A 23610-nucleotide genomic window follows, 5' to 3' on the forward strand; every position below is an offset into this window, starting at 1 on the left:
CCCTTTATTGGCACGCTGCGAGTGAATTCAATTCCTAACGAATCAAGTCGTAGGAAATATCAGTTTTGGATGGGATATTGGTGTTGCGATCGATTTCCTCAAACAGGGTATTTACAGTCCAGTTGAGCAGGTTGATCACACCTTGATAGCCGATAGTAGCGTAGCGGTGCAGGTGGTGACGATCCATGATGGGATAGCCGATTCTCACCAGAGGAGTCTTGGTATCGCGCCACAGGTACTTACCGTAGGTATTGCCGACAAGGAAGTCTACGGGTTCGGTGAACATCAATGAACGCATATGCCACAAGTCTTTACCAGGCCAAACAGTTGCATTCTTACCAAAGGGGCTAGAAGCAAGCAGTTCTTTCATTTCTGCTTCAAATACTTCGTTGCTGTTGTGAACCAAGATATGCACAGGTTCAGCACCCATTTCCAGCATGAAGCCTACTACGCTGTAAACTAAATCTGGTTCACCGTAGATAGCAAAACGCTTGCCGTGAATCCATGAGTGGGAGTCAGTCATGGCATCAACTGCCTGACCGCGTTCAATTTCCAATTGTTCGGGAATGGGGATACCACTCAGTTCGCTGAGTTTCATCAAGAACTCATCAGTACCCTTAATACCCCAAGGACGGGAAACTGAGGTTGGTTGCTTCCACTCTTTTTCAATGTACTCGCGGGTTTTGGGAGTAGAGTGTGCTTGCAGAGCGATCGTTGCTTTAGCATTAATTGAATCTGCTGCATCTTCTAGCTTTGTACCACCTGGATACATATCGAATTCACCTGTGTTTGGTGAATCCAGGTAGTCGCTGTTGTCAGCGAGAATGGTGTAGTCAAAGCCGAACAAGGAAGCAATCCGCTTGATTTCCCGGTTATTGCCTACGTAGGTGTCAAAACCTGGGATGAAGTTGATCTTACCATTGCTGGTTTCTTTCTTATGACCTGCTGTCAGGTTAGAAAGAATTCCCTTCATCATGTTGTCGTAACCAGTGATGTGGGAACCAACAAAGCTAGGGGTGTGAGCGTAGGGTACTGGGAAATCTTGAGGAACTGAACCAGCTTGCTTAGAGTTATTGATGAAGGCTTGTAAGTCATCACCAATTACTTCTGCCATACAGGTGGTGCAGACAGCAATCATCTTCGGCTTGTAGAGTTGGTAAGAGTTCGCCAACCCGTCAATCATGTTTTGTAAACCACCAAACACGGCTGCATCTTCAGTCATCGAAGAAGATACACCAGAGAATGGTTCTTTGTAGTGACGGGTTAAGTGGGTGCGGAAATAAGCAACGCAACCTTGAGAACCTTGAACAAAAGGTAGAGTGCCTTCAAAACCAACAGCAGCAAAGATTGCTCCTAAAGGTTGGCAACCTTTAGCAGGGTTAACCGTTAAAGCTTCACGAGCGAAGTTCTTTTCACGATACTCCCAACCCTTCGTCCATTCTGCAACCCGTTTTACTTCTTCGGGGTCGTGACCGTTTTCAAATTGCTTTTTGTTTTCAAATAGTTGTTGGTACTCCGGCTGGTGGAATAGCTCAACGTGGTCTTGAATTTTTTCTGGATTCTGAGGCATTTGGTGGATCTCCAAGCTTGCTGTATTTTCTAGTCGAGGAATGAGGATTTGAGGTGGGAGTCGGTAACAAGAGCTGGGGATGGGGAGTGGGAAGTGGTGAATACTAATTCCCTACTTTCTACTCCCCCCTGGGGCTAAAACCCCAGGCTATCCTTACTTCTCTCTCCCTTTTACCTAAACGGTAGCTTTAGCTTTAGCGTCAGCTTTAACCTTCTGATTCCAAGGAGCGCCGATTAGTCCCCAGGTTGGGCTGTTGAGTGCCAAATCCATGTCACGAGCGAAGATGGCAAAGCCGTCATAACCGTGATAAGGGCCGGAGTAATCCCAAGAGTGCATTTGACGGAAAGGTAGACCCATCTTTTGGAAGACGTACTTCTCTTTCACACCAGAAGCTACAAGGTCAGGCTTCAGCGCCTTGATAAATTCCTCGAATTCGTAAGCGGTAACGTCGTCATAAACGATGGTGCCGTTTTCGATGTAGTGAGTGGTACGTTTGTAGTCATCGTTATGAGCGAACTCATAACCTGTACCAATCATCTTCATGCCCAAGTCTTGGAAAGCTGGGACAACGTGGCGAGGACGTAGACCACCAACCATGATGGCTACAGTCTTACCTTCCAAGCGGGGGCGATACTTAGCAACTACCGCATCCATTGTTGGCTGATACTTGGCGATGACCTTCTCAGCGTTTGCTTGGATTGTCTCGTCAAATTTAGAAGCGATTTCCCGTAAAGATTCAGCAATCTTGGTGGGGCCGAAGAAGTTGTATTCCAACCAGGGTATACCGTAAGCTTCTTCCATGTGACGGCTGATGTAGTTCATCGACCGATAGCAGTGGATGAGGTTCATCTTCACATTAGGGGTCATCAACATTTCGTTGATGGTGCCATCACCTGACCACTGAGCGACTACGCGCAAGCCGATTTCTTCTAGGAGGATGCGGCTAGCCCAAGCATCACCACCAATGTTGTAATCACCAATGATGGCTACGTCATAGGGAGTGCCTTCAAACTGTAGTGTGCCGTCTTTTTTAGCTTGGTCAGATCTTGTGAATACCCAGTCGCGAACCATATCGTTAGCAATGTGGTGTCCCAAAGACTGAGAAACACCGCGGAAGCCTTCGCAACGTACAGGAACAACTGGCTTGCCAATTTCTTTGGATGTCTTCCGAGCAACAGCTTCGATATCATCCCCAATTAGACCGATGGGACATTCAGATTGAATGGAAACACCACGGTTGAGGGGGAAAAGTACATCTAGTTCTTGGATCAGCTTGACAAGTTTCTTGTCACCACCGAAAACGATATCTCTTTCTTGGAAGTCGGAGGTGAAGTGCATGGTACCAAAGGTGTCAATACCTGTGGTGCCAATATAGTAGTTACGACGACCAGACCAAGACCAGTAACCGCAACCTACAGGCCCGTGGCTGATGTGGATCATGTCCTTAATAGGGCCCCAAACCACACCCTTAGAACCGGCGTAAGCACAACCACGAGCGGTCATTACACCAGGAAGGGATTTGATGTTAGACTTAACGCCGCAATCGGACTTACCTTCTTCGTATACACTTAAGTGCTTTTCCCGTTTTTTCTTAGCTTTATCGGGATAAGCGTCTAGAACTTCTTTAATTAGTTCTTTTCTTTCTTCGATGATGTTTTGGTTTTCTGGAGGTGTCATACTTAGCCTCTGTGACTCGTAAGGATCGGGGCATAGGGGGACTAGGAGTCCCCTCTAAAGTTAGGGGGGAGATTAGAGGGAAAGGTAAAAGGTCAAAGGTAAAATATGAGATTCTTCCTTTTTCCTTTTTCCTTGTGCTAAAGCGTTATTTATTAGTAGCGACTTAGACTACAGGAGCTTCAGCAGCAGTCTTACCAACCAACTTGGCAGCATTTTCGTCGCTTTCGAGAATACCGAATTCAATCAACAATTCTTCTAGTTCTTCCATTTCGATGGGTGTAGGAATAGCTAGATTCTTGTTGTCGATAATTTTCTGAGCCAAAATCCGATATTCGTTAGCTTGGTTGCTTTCAGGTGCGTACTCATTAACAGTCATCCGGCGCAATTCTGCGTGTTGAACAATGTTGTCACGAGGTACGTAGTGAATCATTTGGGTGTTCAACCGTTTTGCCAAGGTTTCGATCAGTTCGATTTCCCGGTCTGTGTTACGGCTGTTACAAATCAAACCACCCAAACGCACGCCACCAGTGTGAGCATACTTAAGAACACCACGAGCAATGTTGTTAGCAGCGTACATCGCCATCATTTCACCAGATGTAACGATGTAGATTTCTTGTGCTTTACCTTCACGGATAGGCATTGCAAAACCACCGCACACAACGTCACCTAATACGTCGTACGATACGAAATCTAGGTCTTGGTAAGCACCATTTTCTTCTAAGAAGTTGATGGCGGTGATAATACCACGACCTGCACAACCTACACCGGGTTCTGGCCCACCAGATTCTACGCAACGAACGTTGCGGAAACCGGTTAGCATTACTTCTTCGATTTCGATGTCTTCTACTGCACCACGTTCTGCGGCGAGGTGAAGAACGGTTGTTTGAGCCTTGCTGTGCAACATCAAACGGGTGGAGTCAGCTTTAGGGTCGCAACCGACGATAAGGATGCGTTGACCCATTTCTGCCATAGCTGCCAAGGTGTTTTGGGAGGTGGTAGATTTACCAATACCGCCTTTACCGTAAAAAGCTATCTGTCTAATGTTTTCGTCTGTCATGGTTGGTGTTTTCCTGCAATTGGTTGGTTGGTGGGTCTTTGCGTTTGTCAGTTGCGTTCACGCCAGTTGAGCGACAGTAGTGAGCGCGTGTAGAGCATCGTTGGTAGCGTTGGCATAAATGCCTGCTGGGGGCGATCGCTCCACAGCTAAAATTATCGAAAGCAAGTACATTTATTTCCTGGTTAAATTTCTTTTCTTTTTGTCCCTGAAGTTCTGTTCGCCCTTGGCGTTCGCGCAGCGTCTCGTAGAGAAGCCATCGCCTCTATCCGGCGAACAGACTTCTCTGTTTGTTCTTTGTCATTTGTTCTGACAAAGAACAAAGAAAATTACGCAATTTACAAATACGTCATAATGTGTGTTAGCCGGAATCAAGTAGGACTTAACGTTGTTATTTGTCAACAATCAATGCGTAAGTCCTATTACTTGTTTAAAATGGCGCCTTTCAGATTTGAGACCCGCTCTAGTGCAGCGGTTGTGTCTTCTGATGACTCTCCACGCACAGCCATTGCTTCACTCAGGTGCTTGGCGATCGCATCGAAGTGTTGCTGCTGTAGATTCATTCCTGCGTGGGTTTTGTCCATTGGACGACCCGCGTATTGCTTTGGCCCCTCAAAAATCTGAGATAAGAAAGCAACTAGATGATTACGCTGCTTAGCCATATCTGTACCAGCAAAAATGGGATTGAGGAGGCTGTCTGTTGCAATGCGTTTGTGGAGTTCATCTACTATTTGTTCAATAGCTGGTTGTCCGCCAAGTTTGTCGTACAATGTGCTCATATCCTGTTCCTTTGAAGCGAGTTGGATGATGAAATTCGCAAGTAGGCACTTAATGTTTTGCCTATATGCTGTTAGCCGTAGGACAGATACCAATTCGTAATTCGTAATTCGTAATTCGTAATTCGTAATTAAGAAAGTCAGATTTTAATCTGTAGCTTTCTTTTAGCGAATTGGTATGAAGCATTGATGAGAAGACAATTATCCGGTTCAAATCCTACTTTCTGTTCTTGGCTGATGCATATTAGGGCGTATTTGTAGAGTACGTTAAGTCCTACAGCAATTCCTAAACTGCTTCGACTACAAGATTCTTGCTGACACGATCTTGTAATCTCGCTTCGATCGCAATCTTCAGAGTTGCTGTACTACTAGAACAAGAACCGCAAGCACCTTGCAACAAAACTTTCACCCGATCGCCTTCCACATCATACAATTCCACATCTCCACCATCGGCGATGAGAACAGGTCTGACTTCTTCATCCAGAACTTTTTGAATTAGAGCAATTTTTTGGACGTTGGTTAGCGATAGTTGCGATTGCTGTTGAGATGTAGCAATATCTGTAGCAACTTTCAGAGCATAATTGTTAAGCGCAGGTGCAGCAGATTCCTGTTGTACTGCTTTGATAATATCATCGATATTGGCTAGACAAGAACCGCATCCGCCACCAGCTTTGACGTAGTTTGTTACCTGTTCAGCATCAGTGAGATTATTTTCTAGAATCACGCGGCGAATCTTAGACTCGCTGATACCAAAACAACTGCAAACTAGCGCTCCTTCATCATCGTCATCATGAGAAGTTAGAGGAATGCCACGATAATTATAAATCGCCGCTTCTAGCGCTTCTTGCCCCATGACAGAGCAGTGCATCTTTGCTTCTGGTAATCCACCAAGGTAATTTGCAATGTCTTTGTTGGAGACTTTCAAGGCTTCATCGAGAGTTAAACCCTTAATCATCTCGGTTAATGCACTAGAAGAAGCGATCGCACTGGTGCAACCAAAGGTTTGAAAGCGAGCATCTAGAATCTTATCAGATTCTACTTCCACTTTCAGGTGCAATCTCAAAGCATCGCCGCAAGCAATGCTACCGATTTCTCCAGTTGCAACTTTAACTCCAAGTTCATCCGTTTCTTCGATAGCTCCCTGATTCTTGGGATCGTAAAATAGCTCTAATACTTTATCTGTGTAGTCCCACATATTAAGTTCCGAGTGCTGAGTGCTGAGTTCCGTTAGCGGTAGCGGGGCTTTAGCCCGTGATCAGTCGGGAGTAGTGAATATTGAAATTGTCTATTCCCTATTCCCTAATTAGTGATGCGCCGCCAGTGCTTGCTCCTGTTCTTGTAACCAGCCAGCATCATCATTTTTGAAGGGTGAGAGGGCGCGTAAACGTTCTACAATACCGGGCATGACTGCGATAACTTGATCGATTTCGGCTTCTGTGGTGTAGCGACAAAGGCTGAAGCGAATGGAACCATGCAAAGTGGTGTAGGGTAAGCCCATAGCCCGGAGAACGTGAGAAGGTTCCAAAGATCCAGAGGTGCAAGCAGAGCCAGATGAGGCACAGATACCGTATTTATTCAAGGACAGTAAGATAGCTTCACCTTCGATGTACTTGAAGCCAATATTGGTGGTGTTTGGCAATCTCTGCGTAGAGTCACCATTCACGACACAATCGGGAATTGTAGCGAGTAAAGTTTGTTCTAGGCGATCGCGCAGCCTTCTTTCTCTCTTGGTTGCTTCTTCTAAATGTAACAGTTCCAGTTCAGCTGCTTTGCCTAAGGCAATAATTCCTGGAACATTCTCTGTTCCCGCCCGACGTCCGCGTTCTTGGTGTCCCCCAATTAACAAAGGACGGAACCTGACGCCACGCCGCACATACAAAGCACCAATTCCTTTAGGTGCATGAATCTTATGACCAGATAGGGTTAACATATCTATGGTACTGGTCTTCATATTCAAAGAAAGTTTTCCCACTGCTTGCACCGCATCTACGTGGAAAATAGCACCGTACTCTTTAACTCGCAAGCCAATCTGTTCAATCGGGAAAATCGTGCCAGTTTCGTTGTTGGCGTACATAATTGTCACCAAGGCGGTGTTACCTGTCAAGGATGCTTCTAGTTCATCTAGATCCAGCTGCCCTTGATGATTTACTGAAAGATAGGTAACACTGTAACCTTGGGTTTCTAATTGTTTGCAGACATTCAACACCGCTGGGTGTTCAACTTGCGTGGTGATGATGTGTCGTCTATCTGGGTGCGCCAATAATGCAGCGCGAATCGCAGCGTTATCTCCTTCAGTACCACAACTGGTGTAGACAATTTCTGACTCATCTGCTCCCAGAAGGGCTGCAAGTTGTTCTCTTGCTGTTTTCACTCCTTTACCAAGTTGCCCACCAAAGGTATGCATACTAGAGGGATTACCGTAATAGTCAGTTAGGTAAGGCAGCATCGCCTCTACAACTTCCGGGTCTACCTTGGTGGTGGCATTATTATCGAGATAGATGCAGTTCTTTTGCATTGTTGTCTTCAATTACGAATTATTTAATTAGGCTTCTGCTGCTACTGCTTGGTGTTGACGCTTTTGCAACTGCTCGGAATATTTCTGGGAATAACATTGAAACCAACGCTCCCAGTAATCTTGTTTATTTGTTAACTTTGCAACTACACGGTTGTAATTGGCAAACCAGCCTTCCCAGTAATCACTGGGCTGATTGACGCAACCATTGCAGGTGGGACAGCCAGCTTTACACTGAGGCACAGTATGAATACTACCAACGCAGTTTGTGCAAAGTTCGGGGTCAATCCAGTGCTGTCCATCAACTACCTTAACTGCATTAGTGGGACAGACAGACAAACAGAGATTGCAGGAAATACATTGGCTAGTAAGTATTTTGTAAGCCATGATTATTCTCCTTTTTTGGGTATTGAGGATTGAGGATTGGGTACTGGGTACTGGGTATTGGATACTGGGGATTGAGTATTGGGTAAGGAGAAAAGGTAAAAATGATTCCTTTTCCCTTTAACCTTTTCCCCTCTTACCTAGTCCCTAGTCCCCAGTCCCTAGCCTTTATTCCCTAGTCCTTCTACGTATTGCTCGTAAAACTCCAAAGCAACCTTCTCAATCACGTCGTAAGCTTCAATAGTCTGTATGCCAGCTTCTTGCAATTTTTCTTGAGGACAGTTGCCAATCTTGGAAACCAAAACTGCTTTGCAATCTGCGATCGCTTTCATAATATGCTCAAAAGTGGCTTCCTCACCGTATCCACCTTGACAATACTGGTCAATCTTGCGATGACTGACAAAGCGAACTTCGTTGCCCTCTACTTCGTAAATTTGGAATTCTTTGGCATGACCGAAGTGCTGGTTAACCAATCCGCCGCCTTTGGTTGCTACTGCAACTAGGACTTTAGGATTGTTAGCAAATTTCTTGCCGACTAGCGCCTTTTCTTTGGCTACTTTAAGTTCTTCTTTAAACTTCTCAATACCTTCGTGTACTTCTTGACGCTTTTCGAGGTCATATTCTGGGGACATTTCCAAGAATTTATCTTTGCTAAATTCCTGGCTGCGGTCTTCTCCCAATAACCCGACTGCATCGGCTCGACACTGACGGCAATGGCGCATCATTTTCATATTGCCGGAGCAATTATCTTGAACTTCTTTGAGTTCCTTGTTTGAAGGGCCGCGCTGACCGCTTAAGCCGAAGTGTGTGCCATGTTCCGGTGCAGAAATCAGCGGCATGATGTTGTGCAAAAATGCCCCATTCTCACGAATGAATTTATTCACTTCCACCAAATGCTGGTCGTTAATTCCGGGAATCATCACCGAGTTGACTTTGCACAAGATGTCAGCTTCTTTTAAGGCTTGCAATCCTTCCATCTGCTTTTCGAGCAGAATCTTGGCTCCTTCCACACCTCTGTAACGCTTGCGTTTGTAGTGAACCCAGGAATAAATCTGTGCGCCGATTTCTGGGTCGATGGTGTTTAGGGTAATCGTAACGTGATCTATATTTAATTGTTTAATGCGATCAATGTGTTCGGTCAGCATTAAACCGTTGGTTGATAAACAAAGCTTGATATCCGGTGCTTTGTCTGCAATCAACTCAAATGTGCGGAAAGTCTTTTCTGGATTTGCCAATGGGTCGCCAGGGCCGGCAATTCCCACAACTGTCATTTGGGGAATCTTACCTGCAATCACCAAAGCTTTGTGTGCTGCTTCTTCTGGTGTTAATAACTCGCTAACCACTCCCGGACGACTTTCGTTAGCGCAGTCATATTTACGATTGCAATAGTTGCATTGAATGTTACAAGCTGGAGCAACTGCAACGTGCATCCTGGCGTAATGGTGATGGGCGTCTTCGCTGTAGCAGGGATGTTTAGCAATGCGTTCTTGGAGTTTTTCATCCCTTTCCACGGTGGCGCTGCTGGTGCTGTCGCAGCCGCAACCACCTGATTTTGCTGGGGTTGTCGTCGATTCCGTAGCGGGGGAGGTGAGGAGTCGTGTAGACGGTGATGTCATTGAATTTCGCAAAAGGTCGGTGGACTTGGCTGCCACTGTGGGAGATGCCGTTGCTCTTGTCTGTGCCTAGGAATTGAAGCCGCGTCTTATACCCACGCTGCCTACTAGAGCAAAGATGCCTGATGAGGGCGGCTGATTACGTAGTAGGGCAGGCGATAAAATCATTGAGGTTCTGCTGGTGTGTGTCAACGGTTGGGTCTTGGGTAGAACTTATGTGTACAGCCGCGACTTCCATTCACTTCAGGCATGGTGCTATCTCATCTCTCCACTCACTTTTAGCTGCTGGTGTTTGCCAGAGCGTTAAGTGATTGGCGATATAAGATTTATATCAGCCGTCCCCAAGGTCAGTGATATGTCTATCTAGGATAGAATTTATTGGATTTATTAAGTTTGTACTCAAAATCCACAACCCTGATTGTGAAGGCATTAGATGAGTTGAAAAACTTTTTTTCGGGTGTGGGTTCTAGTGTTTTCTGGTTGGGGTTCGAGTATTTAGGGAGAGGGGTTCAGGATTTCTTTGTACTCAATTTAAACTCAATATCAGCAGGGATTTCAGCCTACATTTAACTGTTCTGAGAGCATTCTAGTATGTACTCAAATCATCCTTAAATCCCGTTCAAAGCGACAACCGTCAAGGGATTTAAGGGGAAAAACTGGAGTAGGCTACGTCGTGCTACTCCAGACACGTGCGAAATTCAATTCTGTATCTAACATATCATTTTTTTGCGAGGAAAAATGCAATTCATATTTTCTTAATTTTTGTCTTGATAATGACATTAAATTGCGCTTAGAAGCCTTGTCTGATAAGGCATATAAACTCCTTCAAAGAAATGCTTAATGCATAATATTTGCAACTAATCTAATTTTAAACCTTTTTCTTCTCTTTGTTTTCTGCTAGCAAAGAGTGAAAGAATCCATCGCTCATAACATATAGATTAGGAAATTTTGAAAGCGTGAATGTCGGGTACAGCAAGACTTTTACCTCCTGCCTCCTGCCTCTTGCTATAACTGTGGAATTGAATACGCTCAGGCACAACTTATCATTGCATCAAGCTTTTGCCTGAACAGCAAAGGAGTATTTAGGCGTTCTGCTGCGGTAAATGCTTCTTAGAAAACGGAAGTTTTTAAATTGTGTCTGCTTCAAAAGGTTTAAGCAGGCGAAGCTGAGTGAAATAACGAAAATCTTCTGTATTTCGTGTTACCAAAGTTAAGTTATGCACTATGGCAGTTCCACTAATAATGGCATCACCTAACGTTATTCTTCGCATGTGTCTTAGTAAAACTGCTTGCTCAAGAACTATTTGAGAAATTGGCACAACTTGAGTAACCTGAAAAAACTGCTCAAAGTAAAGACGATCTGTTTGAGTTCGTCGATGATGTAGCAGGGAATAGGGAATATTTTGGAATCCAACTTACCAAATCGCCTCTTAAGCTTAAGCAACTGCGTAGCCCGTGTAGGGCCTTACTTCCGGTGAACGAAACCCAAGTACAATGTGGTTTTTAGGGATTCCAGCCCGTTCTAAATCGGCGGCAATGCCTTCTTCAGTCCCATCCCGTTGAATCCAGATTTTGCCATCAATCAGGTCAACATGAACCAGACAGCCATGAATACGGCGATCGCCATCCCAACCCACATCCATCCACAAATAGCGATCGCGGGTTCGATCAAACACTACCTCCGACTGAATATCGGCATAGGAATAGGTAATTGAAGCATATTCACTCAGGATATTTTCAATTACTTGGCGATAGTTGTCTAATTGGGTGTGATCCATTGTTTGATAACCTCCTGTTTTGAATCAAAGGTAATCAGCTTTAAACGTCGATTTTTCAGCAAAAGTTTGCCAATGGGTTCTTCAAACAAATCATCGAAGACGTTGCTAGGTATTGCAAGATATAACGCCCGCTCTGGCTCCAACTCAGTCAATATATCTTGATATAAAACATACTGACCCAACGCTTTCTCTAAATCATCAACATCCGATCTTCCAGTAAAACTTTTAATCTCAACTGCAATCTTACATTCTGCTTTCTCTGCCGCTAATAACTGTCTAGCACCTAGATCAACGTACAAGTCTTTTTTACCAAACTTAAGAGTTAGTGGGTCATGAGTAATTGTCCATTTGTCCTTAATCAAAGCATTTTTGACATTATTGTGATAAATGTCTCTAGCTGGCATACAGGTGCAGTGTTAGATTCATATCCTCATTTTAGAAAGTTTCTACCTACTTTCAACGGTTTCAGAAATTTTGCTAGTTAACCAAGCTACTAAATCCAATGCTGCATCTACACCCGCCGTAGACATCGCTAAACTAAAGTCATAAGCAATAACAAGCTTTCTGAGTTCCGTAAACAAAACAGGGTAGCAGGAGGAATACGATGAAAGCAGTCGTTATCCGGCGATATGGCTCGCCTGAAGTGTTGCAGTACGAAGACGTAGAGCAGCCGAAAATTAAACCTGAGCAATTACTTGTAAAAGTTCATGCCAGTAGCGTTAATCCCATTGATTGGAAAATCCGCAAAGGAATGTTGAGCTTGCTTACAGGGAACAAATTCCCGATGATTCTGGGGTTTGATTTGGCGGGAGAAGTAATAGCGGTTGGTAGTCAAGTCACACGTTTTCAGCCAGGAGATTCCATTTATGGCAGTACTGGCTTCCCTGGAGGAGCTTATGCTGAATTTGCAGCTGTTTCAGAAAATTTGGTTGCGCCCAAACCAACAAACCTGACTTATGAAGAAGCGGCTGTTGTGCCCTTAGCTGCGCTCACGGCATTGCAAGCCTTGCGAGATCAAGGTAATATTCAAGCTGGACAAGCTGTCTTGGTTAATGGGGCTGCGGGTGGTGTGGGGATTTTTGCGGTGCAAATTGCCAAAGCTTTAGGGACACAGGTAACGGGAGTTTGCAGTACTAAAAATTTGGATTTTGTGAAATCTCTGGGAGCAGATCACCTCATCGACTATACGCGACAAGATTTTACTGAAGGTATAGCGCAGTACGATATTGTCTTTGATGTGGTTGGAAAGCGATCGCTCTCTACTAGCAAACGAGTCCTCAAACCTAACGGAATTTATATCACAACTCTGCCAACGCCCGAAATCTTTGTGCAAGGTATATTAACAGCTTTTATTCCTGGTCAAAAAGCTAAATTTATCATTGAGCGGCCCAACACTCAAGACTTGGTTTATCTCAAAGATTTGATTGAGGCAGGTAAAATCCAGGTGGTGATTGATCGCACATATCCCTTAGCAGAACTAGCGGCTGCTCATACTTGTAGCGAAACTGAGCGTGCTGTGGGGAAGATTGCGATCGCAGTTGCGAGTTGATAGGTTTGTTAGATCCCCGACTTTTCAAACAAGTCGGGGATCTGGACACCGTGCAAGATGTTTCTGCAATAACTCTGAAATTTGGAAACATTACTCAACCTAGTGTATATACTCGTAGTCAAAATCTCAACAGACACGAGTATTATGCTGGACTGGTTAGCTATTTGGGGTGTAACTCAGGCCGCCGGGTTGATTTTTAAACCCATTCTTGAAGACTTAGCCAAGGATGCTGCTAAAGATTGGGCTAAAGATTTATTAAAAGGCATCCCTGGCAAGATTTTCCAGAAACTTAAGAAGGAAGATACAGAAATTGCTGCTGGTAAAGCATTAAAGGAATTTTTGCAACTCATGCAGCAGCAGCTAAAGGTTCGTTGCAAGCTTGGTGAGGTTGAAATTAAAGAGTACACCAAAGACATCAAGAAATTTATCAGCGAGAAGTCGGTTACAGAAATTCTGGGTAAGGCTTTTGATATTAATTGTGAATCTCTAGACGCTAAAACCCTAGAAGATAGTTGGAATAGGCTGCAATTAAAACCTCTGCCATCTAAGTTTAACTGGCAATCACTTACAGAACAGTATTTTACACAAGTCCAAGAACTTCTTTTAGATTCAAAAGAATTACACCATATCCTAGAATTACAAAAATTATCTGATATTGAAATAAATACAAAAGAAATTGCTGGTGTTGTTCCAGAGTTTAATTTAATTAAATATCAAGAAGGAATCCGCGAACGGTATGGCAATCTTAAGTTAGATAGCTTAGATACTAGCGGCTATGCCTATAACGAACTGAAATTATGGCGAATTTTTACTGCTCAAAATGTTCGGGAAGCTCATCAGGTTTTAGCACAAGTTCACGAACTGCCTAAAGAACATCTGAGACGGCTGCGAGAATGTAACCAAATAGAAGCAGAAATTGAATTAGAAGAATTAGAACGCCACAAACGGGTTTATTTTGAACAGCCGATCCGTTCAGTATTAGATGTTATCAATGAAAAGCAAAATTATAAATACATCGTGATTTTGGGGGATCCTGGTTCAGGTAAGTCTACATTGTTGCAATTTCTGGCTTTGAATTGGGCAGAGTCCCCACTGGATAATGTTATCTCATTACCGATTCCGTTGCTAATTGAGTTACGCACTTATATGCGACGACGGGAAGATAAAGAATGCAATAATTTTCTAGAATTCTTCCATAAGTGCAGTGGAACGATTCATCATCTCAATCAGCATCAACTAGATGAACAACTAAAGGCGGGTAATGCTTTAGTGATGTTTGATGGTTTAGATGAGGTATTTGACTCTGGTAAACGAGAGGATGTAATTACAGATATTCATCGCTTTACTAATCAATATCAGAATGTGCAGGTGATTGTCACTTCTCGCATTATTGGCTATAAACCGCAACGATTGCGTGATGCTGAGTTTCGCCACTTCATATTACAAGATTTAGACTCAGAACAAATTCAGGATTTTATCAACCGTTGGCATGAGTTAACTTTTACCGATGCAGTTGATAAAGTTAGAAAACGGGAACGCCTGCAAAGAGGGATTGACACTTCCAAATCTATTGCAGAATTGGCGGGAAATCCTCTGCTGTTGACGATGATGGCAATTCTTAATCGTAATCAGGAGCTACCAAGAGATAGAGCTACACTTTATGAACAAGCATCGCGGGTGTTGCTGCATCAATGGGATGTGGAACGCGCTTTGATAGAAGATAAGAGGTTAGATCCCAAGACTATTGATTATAAAGATAAGCAAGCGATTCTGCGTCAGGTTGCTTATCTTATGCAAACTGGTGAGAAAGGTTTGGCAGGTAATTTGATTAATGAAAATGATTTAGTCAAAGTTCTGACTGATTATCTCAAAACCATAGAATTTGATAAACCTAGAGAAGTTGCGAAGGTGATGATTAATCAACTGCGGACTCGCAACTTTATGTTATGTTTCTTGGGTGCGGATTATTATGCTTTTGTGCATCGGACATTTTTAGAATATTTCTGTGCTTGGGAGTTTGTCTGGCAGTTTAAAGAAACGCAAACGCTGACTATTGAGAAACTTAAGAATGAAGTTTTTGGCAAGCACTGGCAGGATGAAAGTTGGCATGAGGTCTTGCTACTAATTGCAGGAATGATTGAGCCAAGATTTGTTGGGGAGATTCTTGATTATTTAATGGCGCAAGATGGCGAAGAGGAAAAGTTTGTCAATCTCTTTTTAGCGGCTAAGTGTCTTGTAGAGGTGAGAAATCGCTCGGCGATCGCGTCAACGGCTAATAAATTACTTAATAAGCTTAAAGACTTAACTAAATATGACCTCTGGTACTATTACGTCCTGTATCACGATGAAGAAGAAACTAAGCTAGTTCAGGAAATTCGCACTCAAGCAGTCACAGCAATTGCAACGACTTGGCAAGAATCTCTTGATACCAAAACCTGGCTCAAAGAACGCGCTACTCAAGATGATAGTGCCAGTGTGCGACGTGCAGCAGTTCAAGAATTAGCCCAGAATTTCAAAGATGACCTCGACACCAAAACCTGGCTCAAACAACGTGCTACCCATGATAATAGCTGGTATGTGCGACGTGTAGTAGTCCAAGAATTAGCCCAGAATTTCAAAGATGACCCCGATACCAAATCTATCCTCAAAGAACGTGCTACCCAGGATGATAATGCGAGTGTGCGACGTACAGCAGTAGAAGAATTAGCCCAGAACTTCAAAGATGACCCCAACACCAAATCCATCCTTAAAGAACGTGCTACCCAAGATGATAACGAAGATGTGCGAGGTGTAGCAGTTCAAGAATTAGCCAAGAACTTCAAAGATGACCCTGATACCAAATCCATCCTCAAAGAACGCGTTACCAAAGATGATAGTCCAAGCGTACAACTTCTAGCAGTCCAAGAATTAGCCCAAAACTTCAAAGATGACCCCGACTCCAAAAACTGGCTCAAAGAACGCGCTACCAAGGATGATAACTGGTATGTGCGACGTGCAGCAGTCCTAGAATTAGCCCAGAACTTCAAAGATGACCCCGATATCAAATCCATCCTTAAAGAACGTGCTACCAAGGATGATAACGAAGATGTCCGAGGTGTAGCAGTCCAAGAATTAGCCCAAAACTTCAAAGATGACCCCGACACCAAAACCTGGCTCAAAGAACGTGCTACCAAGGATGATAGCCCAAGCGTGCAACTTCTAGCAGTCCAAGAATTAGCCCAGAACTTCAAAGATGACCCCAACACCAAAACCTGGCTCAAAGAACGCGCTACCAAGGATGATAACTGGTATGTTCGACGTGTAGCAGTAGAAGAATTAGCCCAGAACTTCAAAGATGACCCCGACACCAAATCCATTCTTAAAGAACGCGCTACCCAAGATGATGACAACGATGTGCGACGTACAGCAGTCCAAAAATTAGCTCAGAACTTCAAAGATGACCCCGATACCAAATCCATCCTCAAAGAACGCACTACCCAAGATGATAACGAAGATGTCCGAGGTTTAGCAGTCCAAAAATTAGCTCAGAACTTCAAAGATGACCCCGACACCAAATCCATCCTCAAAGCACTCGCTACCCAGGATGATAACAACTATGTGCGAGGTGCAGCAGTAGAAGAATTAGCCCAGAATTTCAAAGATGATCCCGACACCAAATCCATTCTCAAAGAACGTGCTACCAAGGATGATGACTATGTGCGAGGTACAGCAATAGAAGAATTAGCTCAAAATTTCAAAGATGATCCCGACACCAAATCCATCCTCAAAGAACGCGCTACCCAGGATGATAACTGGTATGTGCGACGTGTAGCAGTCGAAGAATTAGCTAAACACTTTAAATATTACGCTGATTTGTTTGACATCTACTACCAGTGCGCTGTTAATGACCCCTTTAAGGATAGCCATAATCCTCCCTATAACCCCAACCCTCGGCGCATTGCACTAGAGATAATTATCAAGCAATTTCCTCAGCATCCCCAGACTTTACCACTGTTGCGCGATCGCGCCAAAAATGACCCAGATGAGCAAGTGCGGGAATTTGCTCAGAAGAAGTTAAAGCAGTTGGAAGGGTAAATGTAAGCTGAGTATATGCCCAAGAAAATCAGAGAACTCAAAAGTTTATTGCTGCAAGCAGGGTTTACCTACCGTCCTGGTAAAGGTAGCCACACTAATTGGTATCATCCCCTCCTACCTGGGAGAGTTACTATATCAGGTAAAGACGGAAATGATGCTAAAGCTTACCAAGAGAAAGACGTTAATAATGCACTTCAAAGGTTAGAAGAAATTAAAAATACTCAAGAGGAAGAAAAAGAATGAATTCTCACTACACAATAATTATTCAATGGTCTGATGAAGATGAGTGTTTTGTTGTCAGTCTTCCTGAATGGGGAGAATTTTGTCACACTCACGGAGAGACTTATGAAGAAGCTTTTAAAAATGCTCAAGAAGTTTTAGAAATGCTGATTGAATCATCTTTGGCTGACGGTGAAACTCTACCAGAGCCTAAGACGCTAGGAAAGTCTTTGGAAGTTGCATAAAATTTATGAATTAAAAAGGTAGCTTATGAACACATCTGTAAATACAGCCAAAGTATACGACGAAATTATAGAGTTTATTGCTGCTGGAACCACTCCCCAAAGTGTTATCGATTTTAAACTCTCGGATGCAGCTAAAGAGCGCTTAGAGGATCTCGTTTACCGAGCAAAAACTGAAGGTCTGACAGGAAGTAACCAGCAAGAGTTAGATCATTTCCTCACACTAGAGCATATTATGACATTAGCAAAAGCAAAAGCTCGTAAGTACATTAACCCTAAATAAGTATCCAAAGTGTCTCGCTCATATATTAATGCAGAACTGCGGCGTTTAGTTGCCGATCGCGCTGATCATATTTGTGAATACTGTCTCGTCTCTGAAGTAGATAGATCATCGGGTTGTCAAGTTGACCATATCATCAGCGTGAAACACGGCGGCACTACAGTAGCAGATAATCTCTGCTATGCCTGTATTTTCTGTAACTTGCAAAAAGGCACGGATTTGGGGTCAATTAATTGGCAAACTGGCGAACTTGTGCGGTTTTTTAACCCACGCAGAGACTTTTGGGGCGATCATTTTCGACTAGATGAGGCTGTAATTCAGCATCAAACAGATATCGGTGAAGTGACTGCACGTATCCTAGATTTTAACAGCGATGAAAGGCTTCTAGAGCGACAAGCTTTGATTACATCTGATCAGTATCCCTCAGCATCAGCACTAAAACAGATCAATAAATAGATTATGATGTGCGTAGGCGTAGCCCGTCGTAGACATCGCCTGAAGAACTTGTTTGGGATTATTAATTAGCTAGTTGTATTGCGGGGCGTTACGCTGCGCTAACACACTTTACTAAACTAAAAATTATAAGAAAATGTGCGATCGCGTTTACCAATGGGAATTCTATACTTAGCAACTATTGCTACTTCACCATTAGAACTACCAAGGTAAATATACAATGGCTTATCAAAATATTGCAGCCTCCCTTTCACCACAAGATATCAAAGAAATTAAAGCTGCGCTACAGACAGTCCAACAAAAGATGCCCTTTTTGATTACTCTCAGCACTGAAGAACGGCGCAAGTTGGTGAAAATGGGCGATAAAAGCCTAGCTTTTGTGAACAATAGCATCACCGCTGCTCAGTCTAACCGCGAAATTCTTCCATCCACCTTTGACGTTGAGGAACTTGTTCAAGATTATCAATTAGCCGCTACGCTTACCGAACTTTTAATCTCAATGCAGCAACTTACCGAACAGGTAGATGATACCCTAATGGCAGTCGGTAGTGAAGCTATGACTAGCAGTTTGACTGTTTATGATTACGTGAAGACTGCATCGAAAAAGACTCCAGGCTTAAAGACTGTCGCTGAACAGTTGGGCGAACGCTTTAAAGCTATTGGTAAAGGTAAATCTGCAAAAACTCCCGTCTCTTGATAAATTAATACTCGTCGGCGAGTCTCATATCATTTTCAAAAATCTTTGCAATAAATAAATTGGCTGTAGGGGTGTACACATGTAGGCCCCTATTTTGTTCATCCACCTTTGAACTCCGTCGGCGAGTATTTGAACTGGATGAATCCACCTTTGAACTCCGTCGGCGAGTATTTGAACTGGATGAATCCACCTTTGAACTCCGTTGACGAGTATTTGAACTGGATGAATCCACCTTTGAACTCCGTCGGCGAGTATTTGAACTGGATGAATCCACCTCGAAGATTGAAATGTTTAGCCCTGCCAAAGGTTATTCGGGGCTATACAGACAAAACCCATCTTCGTGGGTTTCAAATTCTTTGAGTCCGCGCAGGCGGACTTTGTTTGTGTAGCCGCGATTTCTAATCGCCAGGTATATTTGCAAAAGTGAGATGCTTCCCTTCCACACACCAATAGAATAAAATATTTACTATGAGCTATAGCTATATTTAGAAACGTATGCATACATACAGACAGCAAATCCTAAAAGAAAATAAAGAAACTTGTTTTTTGCAGAGCTAAATAATAAGATAATAATAGTAATACGATATACAGAATATTGATTTTTAGCTTCATCTACCTCATATTTGAGTGCATCTGAGTACAGCTTAATATATTGCAAAATATCTTGCTTAAATGTTTTCAAAGTCTTACAGGTAAAGTTTCTTGTAGCGAGTACAGAAATTCTTAAACCCTATCCCAAAAATACTAGTACCCCCATCATTAAACACTAGCACCCCTACCCCAAGACAAATTTTAAATTTATGTTAAGTCGGGGTTTGGGCGCTTGAGTACAACCTTAATCAATTCAATAAATCCAATCGACATTGGGTTTGCTGTCTAGTTGGAAGTCGCCTGCTATAAGCATAAAAATAGCACATGGCTCTTTTAACCAGATAGACAGTACCGATGCAACAGTCCTTTGACAGTATCAGCGATCGCCAGACTATCAAAACGCAGGATTCTGCACATACATCCCTGCTGAAAAATCTCCTCTCTGGCGTTTTTTTTGAGCCATTATTGAGTGATTTTCGCATTATTTTTGAGCGCGATCCAGCAGCACGTAATTGGTTAGAAGTCGTGTTTTGCTACCCTGGATTCCACGCATTATGTTTGCATCGTCTCGCTCACTGGTTACACCGTCGAGGAGTGGGTTTCATCCCTCGCTTAATTTCTCATATCGGGCGGTTTTTGACAGGAATTGAAATTCACCCAGGTGCAGAGATTGGTAAAGGTGTGTTTATCGACCACGGGATGGGTGTTGTCATTGGTGAAACTGCGATCGTGGGAGACTATACACTGATTTACCAAGGCGTCACCCTTGGCGGGACTGGGAAAGAAAGCGGAAAGCGTCATCCCACCGTGGGTAAAAACGTTGTGATAGGCGCGGGTGCAAAGGTTTTAGGAAATATACAAATTGGCGATCGCGTCCGTATTGGTGCTGGCTCAATTGTTTTACGCCAAGTCCCCAGCGATCGCACTGTTGTAGGGGTTCCGGGGCGGATTATTTCCCGCAATGACGCCAGTCTCAGTCCCCTAGAGCACGGAAAACTACCCGATTTAGAAGCAACTGTGATTAGCTCGTTGCTCTCGCGCATTGAGCAACTTGAACAACAACTACAAACCTTAAGAGTCAAGAGTCAAGAGTCAAAAGTCAAAAGTCAAAATTAATTACTCTGGACTTTTGACCCTGAACTTTACCAGGCGTGAACCAAGAATTTTTGACAAAGGACAAACGACTATGTTATCACCTTGTAGTTCTGACGCATCAGGCGATCAAGTTTTGCAGATTCCTTTGAGCGATCGCTGGCGAATATATCACCGTTTGCAAGAGTTAATGATTAAAAGTTCCTGTCACCCCGATGGTTCTTTGCGAGTGCAAGTAAATAATTTGCAAGAAGCAATTCTGATACGCAGTACAGTTATGCAATTTATTGCCGCTCGCCACGAATTAGTGGACTGGCTAGAGCGGTGCTGGAATTACAGTAATGAGTATTGAGTGCTGAATAGAACAGGAAAGATATTTTCTTCAGTATTTGGTAATGGCTAATCCATACACTATTACTCCCTTCACGCTCTAAAATTACCTATCTTTTCTTTCTCTGCGCCTCTGCGTGAGATAAAAAATATTTCCTTATTCTTCTACCAGGAAAGGAGTAAGACTTAATTCATCACGCAAGTATTATTCGTTTTCTTTACACAGATGCATGAACGCCTAATAGATTTAGAAGTTGAAGTTACTGTCCGCTAGCAAATTTTGTTGCAGACTGATAGAGGTTAACCTAATTTTGGATTTTGTCTAGTCTACGAAATCTGAAATTATCCTGACATATCCCGACAATTAAAAAGGCGAAATTACCAAGCAACACTTGGAATTTAAAATTTTTAATTCTTACCTAGCTCAATAATTTGAATGTCCGATATGGCAACTCGTAACAGCGATATAAAATTCATTACTTTTTTGCACAATGAACTCGAACTTACAAAAGCTGATATTGCTGTGGCGCTGCGACACCGTGAGTTGAACAATGGGCCGTTACCAATGCTTCTTTGGCAGTATGGCCTAGTTGACTTAGAGCAACTAGGACGAATTTTTGATTGGTTAGCCGAACAAGTTTAGCTAATTTGCACCCTTTAACTTTGAAGTGCATTTTCCTGGTTAAACTACACACCAATTATCTAGAAACTATGAGGTTACAACAATGATTTCCACTTTAATTGCTGGATTTGGTCTTTTGCTTTGTTCAGGACTTATTAATAGCTATATCAGCTGCTTGCTACTCGAACAAATTTCAACTGACAACAGTAAAAAGAATTCGTAAATTATACCAGGTTTTGGTTCTTTGTCATACAGATGTGGTGTTCCCAATTCGATAATAATTAAGAATGAAGAATACTGCATTATGAGTTGTGATATTTTTAGCATTTACCATCATTAGGAATTGTAGAGAGAAAGGATATTAGGAAACATTCCGAGAGAGGGAAGTTTGCAATGAATCAAATCATAATTAATGACACTACATTACGTGATGGCGAACAAGCAGCAGGTGTTGCCTTTAACTTACAAGAGAAAGTAGCGATCGCTAAGTTTCTTGACGCCATTGGTATTCCCGAATTAGAAGTCGGTATTCCGGCGATGGGTGAGGAAGAAATCCGCGCGATCTGTGCAATTTCTGACTTGGGTTTACAAGCTAAACTCCTAGGCTGGAACCGCGCTGTCATATCAGATATTAAGGCTTCCGTAGCCTGCGGTCTGAACCGAGTGCATATTGCCATTCCCGTCTCTGGTATCCAAATCGCCGCAAAATTTCACGGTCAGTGGCGAGTAAGTTTGCAAAAACTCAAAGATTGTATCAGCTTCGCCGTCGATAAAGGTCTTTGGGTAGCAGTAGGGGGAGAAGATTCTTCTAGAGCTGATGAAAACTTCCTCTTAGATGTAGCACTTTATGCCCAAGAATGGGGTGCGTCACGGTTTCGCTTCTGCGATACTGTAGGAGTTCTTGACCCTTTCACCACCTACACAAAAGTCAAGCGACTTGTATCAGCTTTGTTGGTACCCCTAGAAATTCACACCCACAATGATTTTGGTCTAGCAACTGCTAATGCTTTGGCTGGTATTAAAGCTGGAGCTTCATCTGTCAATACCACAGTTAACGGCTTGGGCGAAAGAGCTGGCAATGCAGCCTTAGAAGAAGTTGTCATGGCGATCAAACGCATCTATGGCGTCGATTTGGGTATTGACACTCCCAGTTTGCTGGAATTATCTCAACTCGTTGCTTCAGCATCCGGTGCTGACGTACCACCTTGGAAAGCGATTGTTGGTGAAAATACCTTTGCTCACGAGTCTGGTATTCACGCTCATGGCGTAATGCAAAACCCCATCACTTACGAACCATTTGCGCCCGAAGAAGTAGGTTGGGAACGGCGTTTAGTAGTAGGTAAACATTCTGGTCGGCATTTAGTATCTAGCCTGCTACAACAGCATGGTATTTTCTTGAACCCACAAGAAACCCAGTCTGTTTTAGACGCAGTGCGTCATCAATCGATACAGAAAAAACGCAGCTTGACTACAGAAGAACTTTTGAATTTGGTACGAGAACAGAGGTATTCTCATGCAACGCGATGAATTAGAGCTTAACTTACCACCCGCTTTTGAAATTGGTGAAAAAGTCAGAGTTCGCAAACTGCTAAAAAACGATGGTACGTTTCCTGGGAAAGAAGTCGGGCAAGTTTTAGCAAACAAGGGAGATATCGGCTACATAGCAAGTATTGGCACATATTTGCAGACTTCTTATATCTATGCCGTGCATTTTTTGGAAACAGGGTTCGTCGTCGGCTGCAAGAAAAAAGAACTAGAATCTGTTGAGGAATCTCATGAAAGTAATGTTACGGATGAATGATGCCGGCAATTTAGTTGTCTACGTTGCTAAAAAAGACTTAGAGGAAGAAGTAGTTAAACAAACAGAAGGAAATGAGGGAAAAATTCTTACCTTAGCAAATGGCTGGGAATTAGAATTTCGTGATTTGCCAGATGCAGCAAATTTACCTCAAACTGTAGAAGCTAAACGCCTGGCATAAAATCCTAATTCGACAGTAAAGAGAGAAGGTAAAAGATAAAAAATAGATTTTTCCTTCTTTCTTTGGATGAGTGAAATTACCCCATCAGAATGGGGTTTATTATTTTATATTTTGAGTG

25 protein-coding genes are annotated in these 23610 nt (G+C 43.0%); 14 read left to right on the forward strand and 11 right to left on the reverse strand.

All coding sequences use genetic code 11. The annotated features are described in order from the left end of the window. Window positions 1–34 precede the first annotated feature (34 nt). The 11 genes from nifK to HCR01_RS06460 all read right to left on the reverse strand — a co-directional run bounded on the left by nifK (window position 35) and on the right by HCR01_RS06460 (window position 11768). A complete protein-coding gene (nifK, locus tag HCR01_RS06410) occupies window positions 35–1570 on the reverse strand; it encodes a nitrogenase molybdenum-iron protein subunit beta (RefSeq protein ID WP_193195410.1) in 1536 nt (511 codons plus the stop codon). Between the two features lie 174 nt (window positions 1571–1744). Then, complete coding sequence (gene nifD / locus HCR01_RS06415) at window positions 1745–3247, reverse strand: nitrogenase molybdenum-iron protein alpha chain (RefSeq protein ID WP_193195411.1); 1503 nt, start codon at window positions 3245–3247, stop codon at window positions 1745–1747. 163 nt (window positions 3248–3410) lie between these two features. After that, window positions 3411–4304 carry a nitrogenase iron protein gene (gene nifH, locus HCR01_RS06420; protein ID WP_162397600.1) on the reverse strand — a complete coding sequence of 298 codons (894 nt, stop codon included), beginning with the start codon at window positions 4302–4304 and terminating at the stop codon, window positions 3411–3413. Window positions 4305–4723: 419 nt separating this feature from the next. Beyond that, window positions 4724–5080, reverse strand: coding sequence for a group 1 truncated hemoglobin (locus HCR01_RS06425; protein WP_193195412.1), 357 nt, complete (start codon window positions 5078–5080; stop codon window positions 4724–4726). 283 nt (window positions 5081–5363) lie between these two features. Beyond that, entirely contained in the window at window positions 5364–6272 is a 909-nt protein-coding gene (nifU, locus tag HCR01_RS06430; RefSeq protein ID WP_193195413.1) for a Fe-S cluster assembly protein NifU, read from the reverse strand. 108 nt (window positions 6273–6380) lie between these two features. Beyond that, window positions 6381–7592 carry a cysteine desulfurase NifS gene (gene nifS, locus HCR01_RS06435; protein ID WP_193195414.1) on the reverse strand — a complete coding sequence of 404 codons (1212 nt, stop codon included), beginning with the start codon at window positions 7590–7592 and terminating at the stop codon, window positions 6381–6383. 27 nt (window positions 7593–7619) lie between these two features. Next, window positions 7620–7976 (reverse strand): 4Fe-4S binding protein, encoded by a 357-nt coding sequence (locus tag HCR01_RS06440; RefSeq protein ID WP_193195415.1) that lies wholly within the window; start codon window positions 7974–7976, stop codon window positions 7620–7622. Window positions 7977–8134: 158 nt separating this feature from the next. Then, a complete protein-coding gene (gene nifB, locus HCR01_RS06445) occupies window positions 8135–9589 on the reverse strand; it encodes a nitrogenase cofactor biosynthesis protein NifB (protein ID WP_193195416.1) in 1455 nt (484 codons plus the stop codon). A 1124-nt stretch (window positions 9590–10713) separates the two neighbouring features. Then, window positions 10714–10986, reverse strand: coding sequence for a PIN domain-containing protein (locus HCR01_RS06450; RefSeq protein ID WP_193195600.1), 273 nt, complete (start codon window positions 10984–10986; stop codon window positions 10714–10716). A gap of 36 nt (window positions 10987–11022) precedes the next feature. After that, window positions 11023–11364 (reverse strand): XisI protein, encoded by a 342-nt coding sequence (locus tag HCR01_RS06455; protein ID WP_193195417.1) that lies wholly within the window; start codon window positions 11362–11364, stop codon window positions 11023–11025. Beyond that, window positions 11346–11768 (reverse strand): element excision factor XisH family protein, encoded by a 423-nt coding sequence (locus tag HCR01_RS06460; protein WP_162397609.1) that lies wholly within the window; start codon window positions 11766–11768, stop codon window positions 11346–11348. Before HCR01_RS06460 ends, HCR01_RS06455 begins: the two co-directional genes overlap by 19 nt. A 200-nt stretch (window positions 11769–11968) precedes the next feature. Here HCR01_RS06460 and HCR01_RS06465 point away from each other — a divergent pair, with 200 nt between their 5' ends. The 14 genes from HCR01_RS06465 (at window position 11969) to nifT (ending at window position 23492) form a co-directional block, all read left to right on the forward strand. Next, window positions 11969–12913, forward strand: coding sequence for an NAD(P)-dependent alcohol dehydrogenase (locus HCR01_RS06465; protein ID WP_193195418.1), 945 nt, complete (start codon window positions 11969–11971; stop codon window positions 12911–12913). Between the two features lie 144 nt (window positions 12914–13057). Next, window positions 13058–16987, forward strand: coding sequence for a HEAT repeat domain-containing protein (locus tag HCR01_RS06470; protein ID WP_193195419.1), 3930 nt, complete (start codon window positions 13058–13060; stop codon window positions 16985–16987). 15 nt (window positions 16988–17002) lie between these two features. Continuing rightward, complete coding sequence (locus tag HCR01_RS06475; RefSeq protein ID WP_193195420.1) at window positions 17003–17230, forward strand: type II toxin-antitoxin system HicA family toxin; 228 nt, start codon at window positions 17003–17005, stop codon at window positions 17228–17230. Continuing rightward, window positions 17227–17451: a type II toxin-antitoxin system HicB family antitoxin gene (locus tag HCR01_RS06480; RefSeq protein WP_193195421.1), complete on the forward strand. Its 225-nt coding sequence runs from the start codon at window positions 17227–17229 to the stop codon at window positions 17449–17451. The genes HCR01_RS06475 and HCR01_RS06480 overlap by 4 nt, the downstream gene beginning before the upstream one ends. 25 nt (window positions 17452–17476) lie before the next feature. Then, window positions 17477–17731: a hypothetical protein gene (locus tag HCR01_RS06485; RefSeq protein ID WP_193195422.1), complete on the forward strand. Its 255-nt coding sequence runs from the start codon at window positions 17477–17479 to the stop codon at window positions 17729–17731. 9 nt (window positions 17732–17740) lie between these two features. Beyond that, window positions 17741–18184: an HNH endonuclease gene (locus HCR01_RS06490; protein WP_193195423.1), complete on the forward strand. Its 444-nt coding sequence runs from the start codon at window positions 17741–17743 to the stop codon at window positions 18182–18184. 217 nt (window positions 18185–18401) lie between these two features. Further along, window positions 18402–18878, forward strand: a complete 477-nt coding sequence (locus HCR01_RS06495) for a hypothetical protein (protein ID WP_193195424.1) — start codon at window positions 18402–18404, stop codon at window positions 18876–18878. A gap of 138 nt (window positions 18879–19016) precedes the next feature. Continuing rightward, entirely contained in the window at window positions 19017–19238 is a 222-nt protein-coding gene (locus tag HCR01_RS38490) for a hypothetical protein (RefSeq protein ID WP_226889164.1), read from the forward strand. 585 nt (window positions 19239–19823) lie between these two features. Further along, on the forward strand, window positions 19824–20585 hold the full coding sequence (cysE, locus tag HCR01_RS06500; RefSeq protein WP_193195425.1) for a serine O-acetyltransferase: 762 nt from the start codon (window positions 19824–19826) through the stop codon (window positions 20583–20585). Between the two features lie 70 nt (window positions 20586–20655). Beyond that, window positions 20656–20913, forward strand: coding sequence for an Asr1405/Asl0597 family protein (locus tag HCR01_RS06505; protein WP_193195426.1), 258 nt, complete (start codon window positions 20656–20658; stop codon window positions 20911–20913). A 423-nt stretch (window positions 20914–21336) separates the two neighbouring features. Further along, on the forward strand, window positions 21337–21534 hold the full coding sequence (locus HCR01_RS06510; RefSeq protein ID WP_162397621.1) for a DUF2949 domain-containing protein: 198 nt from the start codon (window positions 21337–21339) through the stop codon (window positions 21532–21534). 372 nt (window positions 21535–21906) lie between these two features. Continuing rightward, window positions 21907–23040, forward strand: a complete 1134-nt coding sequence (gene nifV, locus HCR01_RS06515; RefSeq protein WP_193195427.1) for a homocitrate synthase — start codon at window positions 21907–21909, stop codon at window positions 23038–23040. Then, window positions 23027–23314: a nitrogen fixation protein NifZ gene (locus HCR01_RS06520; protein WP_193195428.1), complete on the forward strand. Its 288-nt coding sequence runs from the start codon at window positions 23027–23029 to the stop codon at window positions 23312–23314. The genes nifV and HCR01_RS06520 overlap by 14 nt, the downstream gene beginning before the upstream one ends. Continuing rightward, window positions 23289–23492: a putative nitrogen fixation protein NifT gene (gene nifT, locus HCR01_RS06525; protein WP_162397624.1), complete on the forward strand. Its 204-nt coding sequence runs from the start codon at window positions 23289–23291 to the stop codon at window positions 23490–23492. The genes HCR01_RS06520 and nifT overlap by 26 nt, the downstream gene beginning before the upstream one ends. Window positions 23493–23610: the final 118 nt, after the last annotated feature.

Source organism: Nostoc sp. MG11 (assembly GCF_014904695.1).
In the GTDB taxonomy this organism is placed as follows: Bacteria; Cyanobacteriota; Cyanobacteriia; order Cyanobacteriales; family Nostocaceae; genus Komarekiella.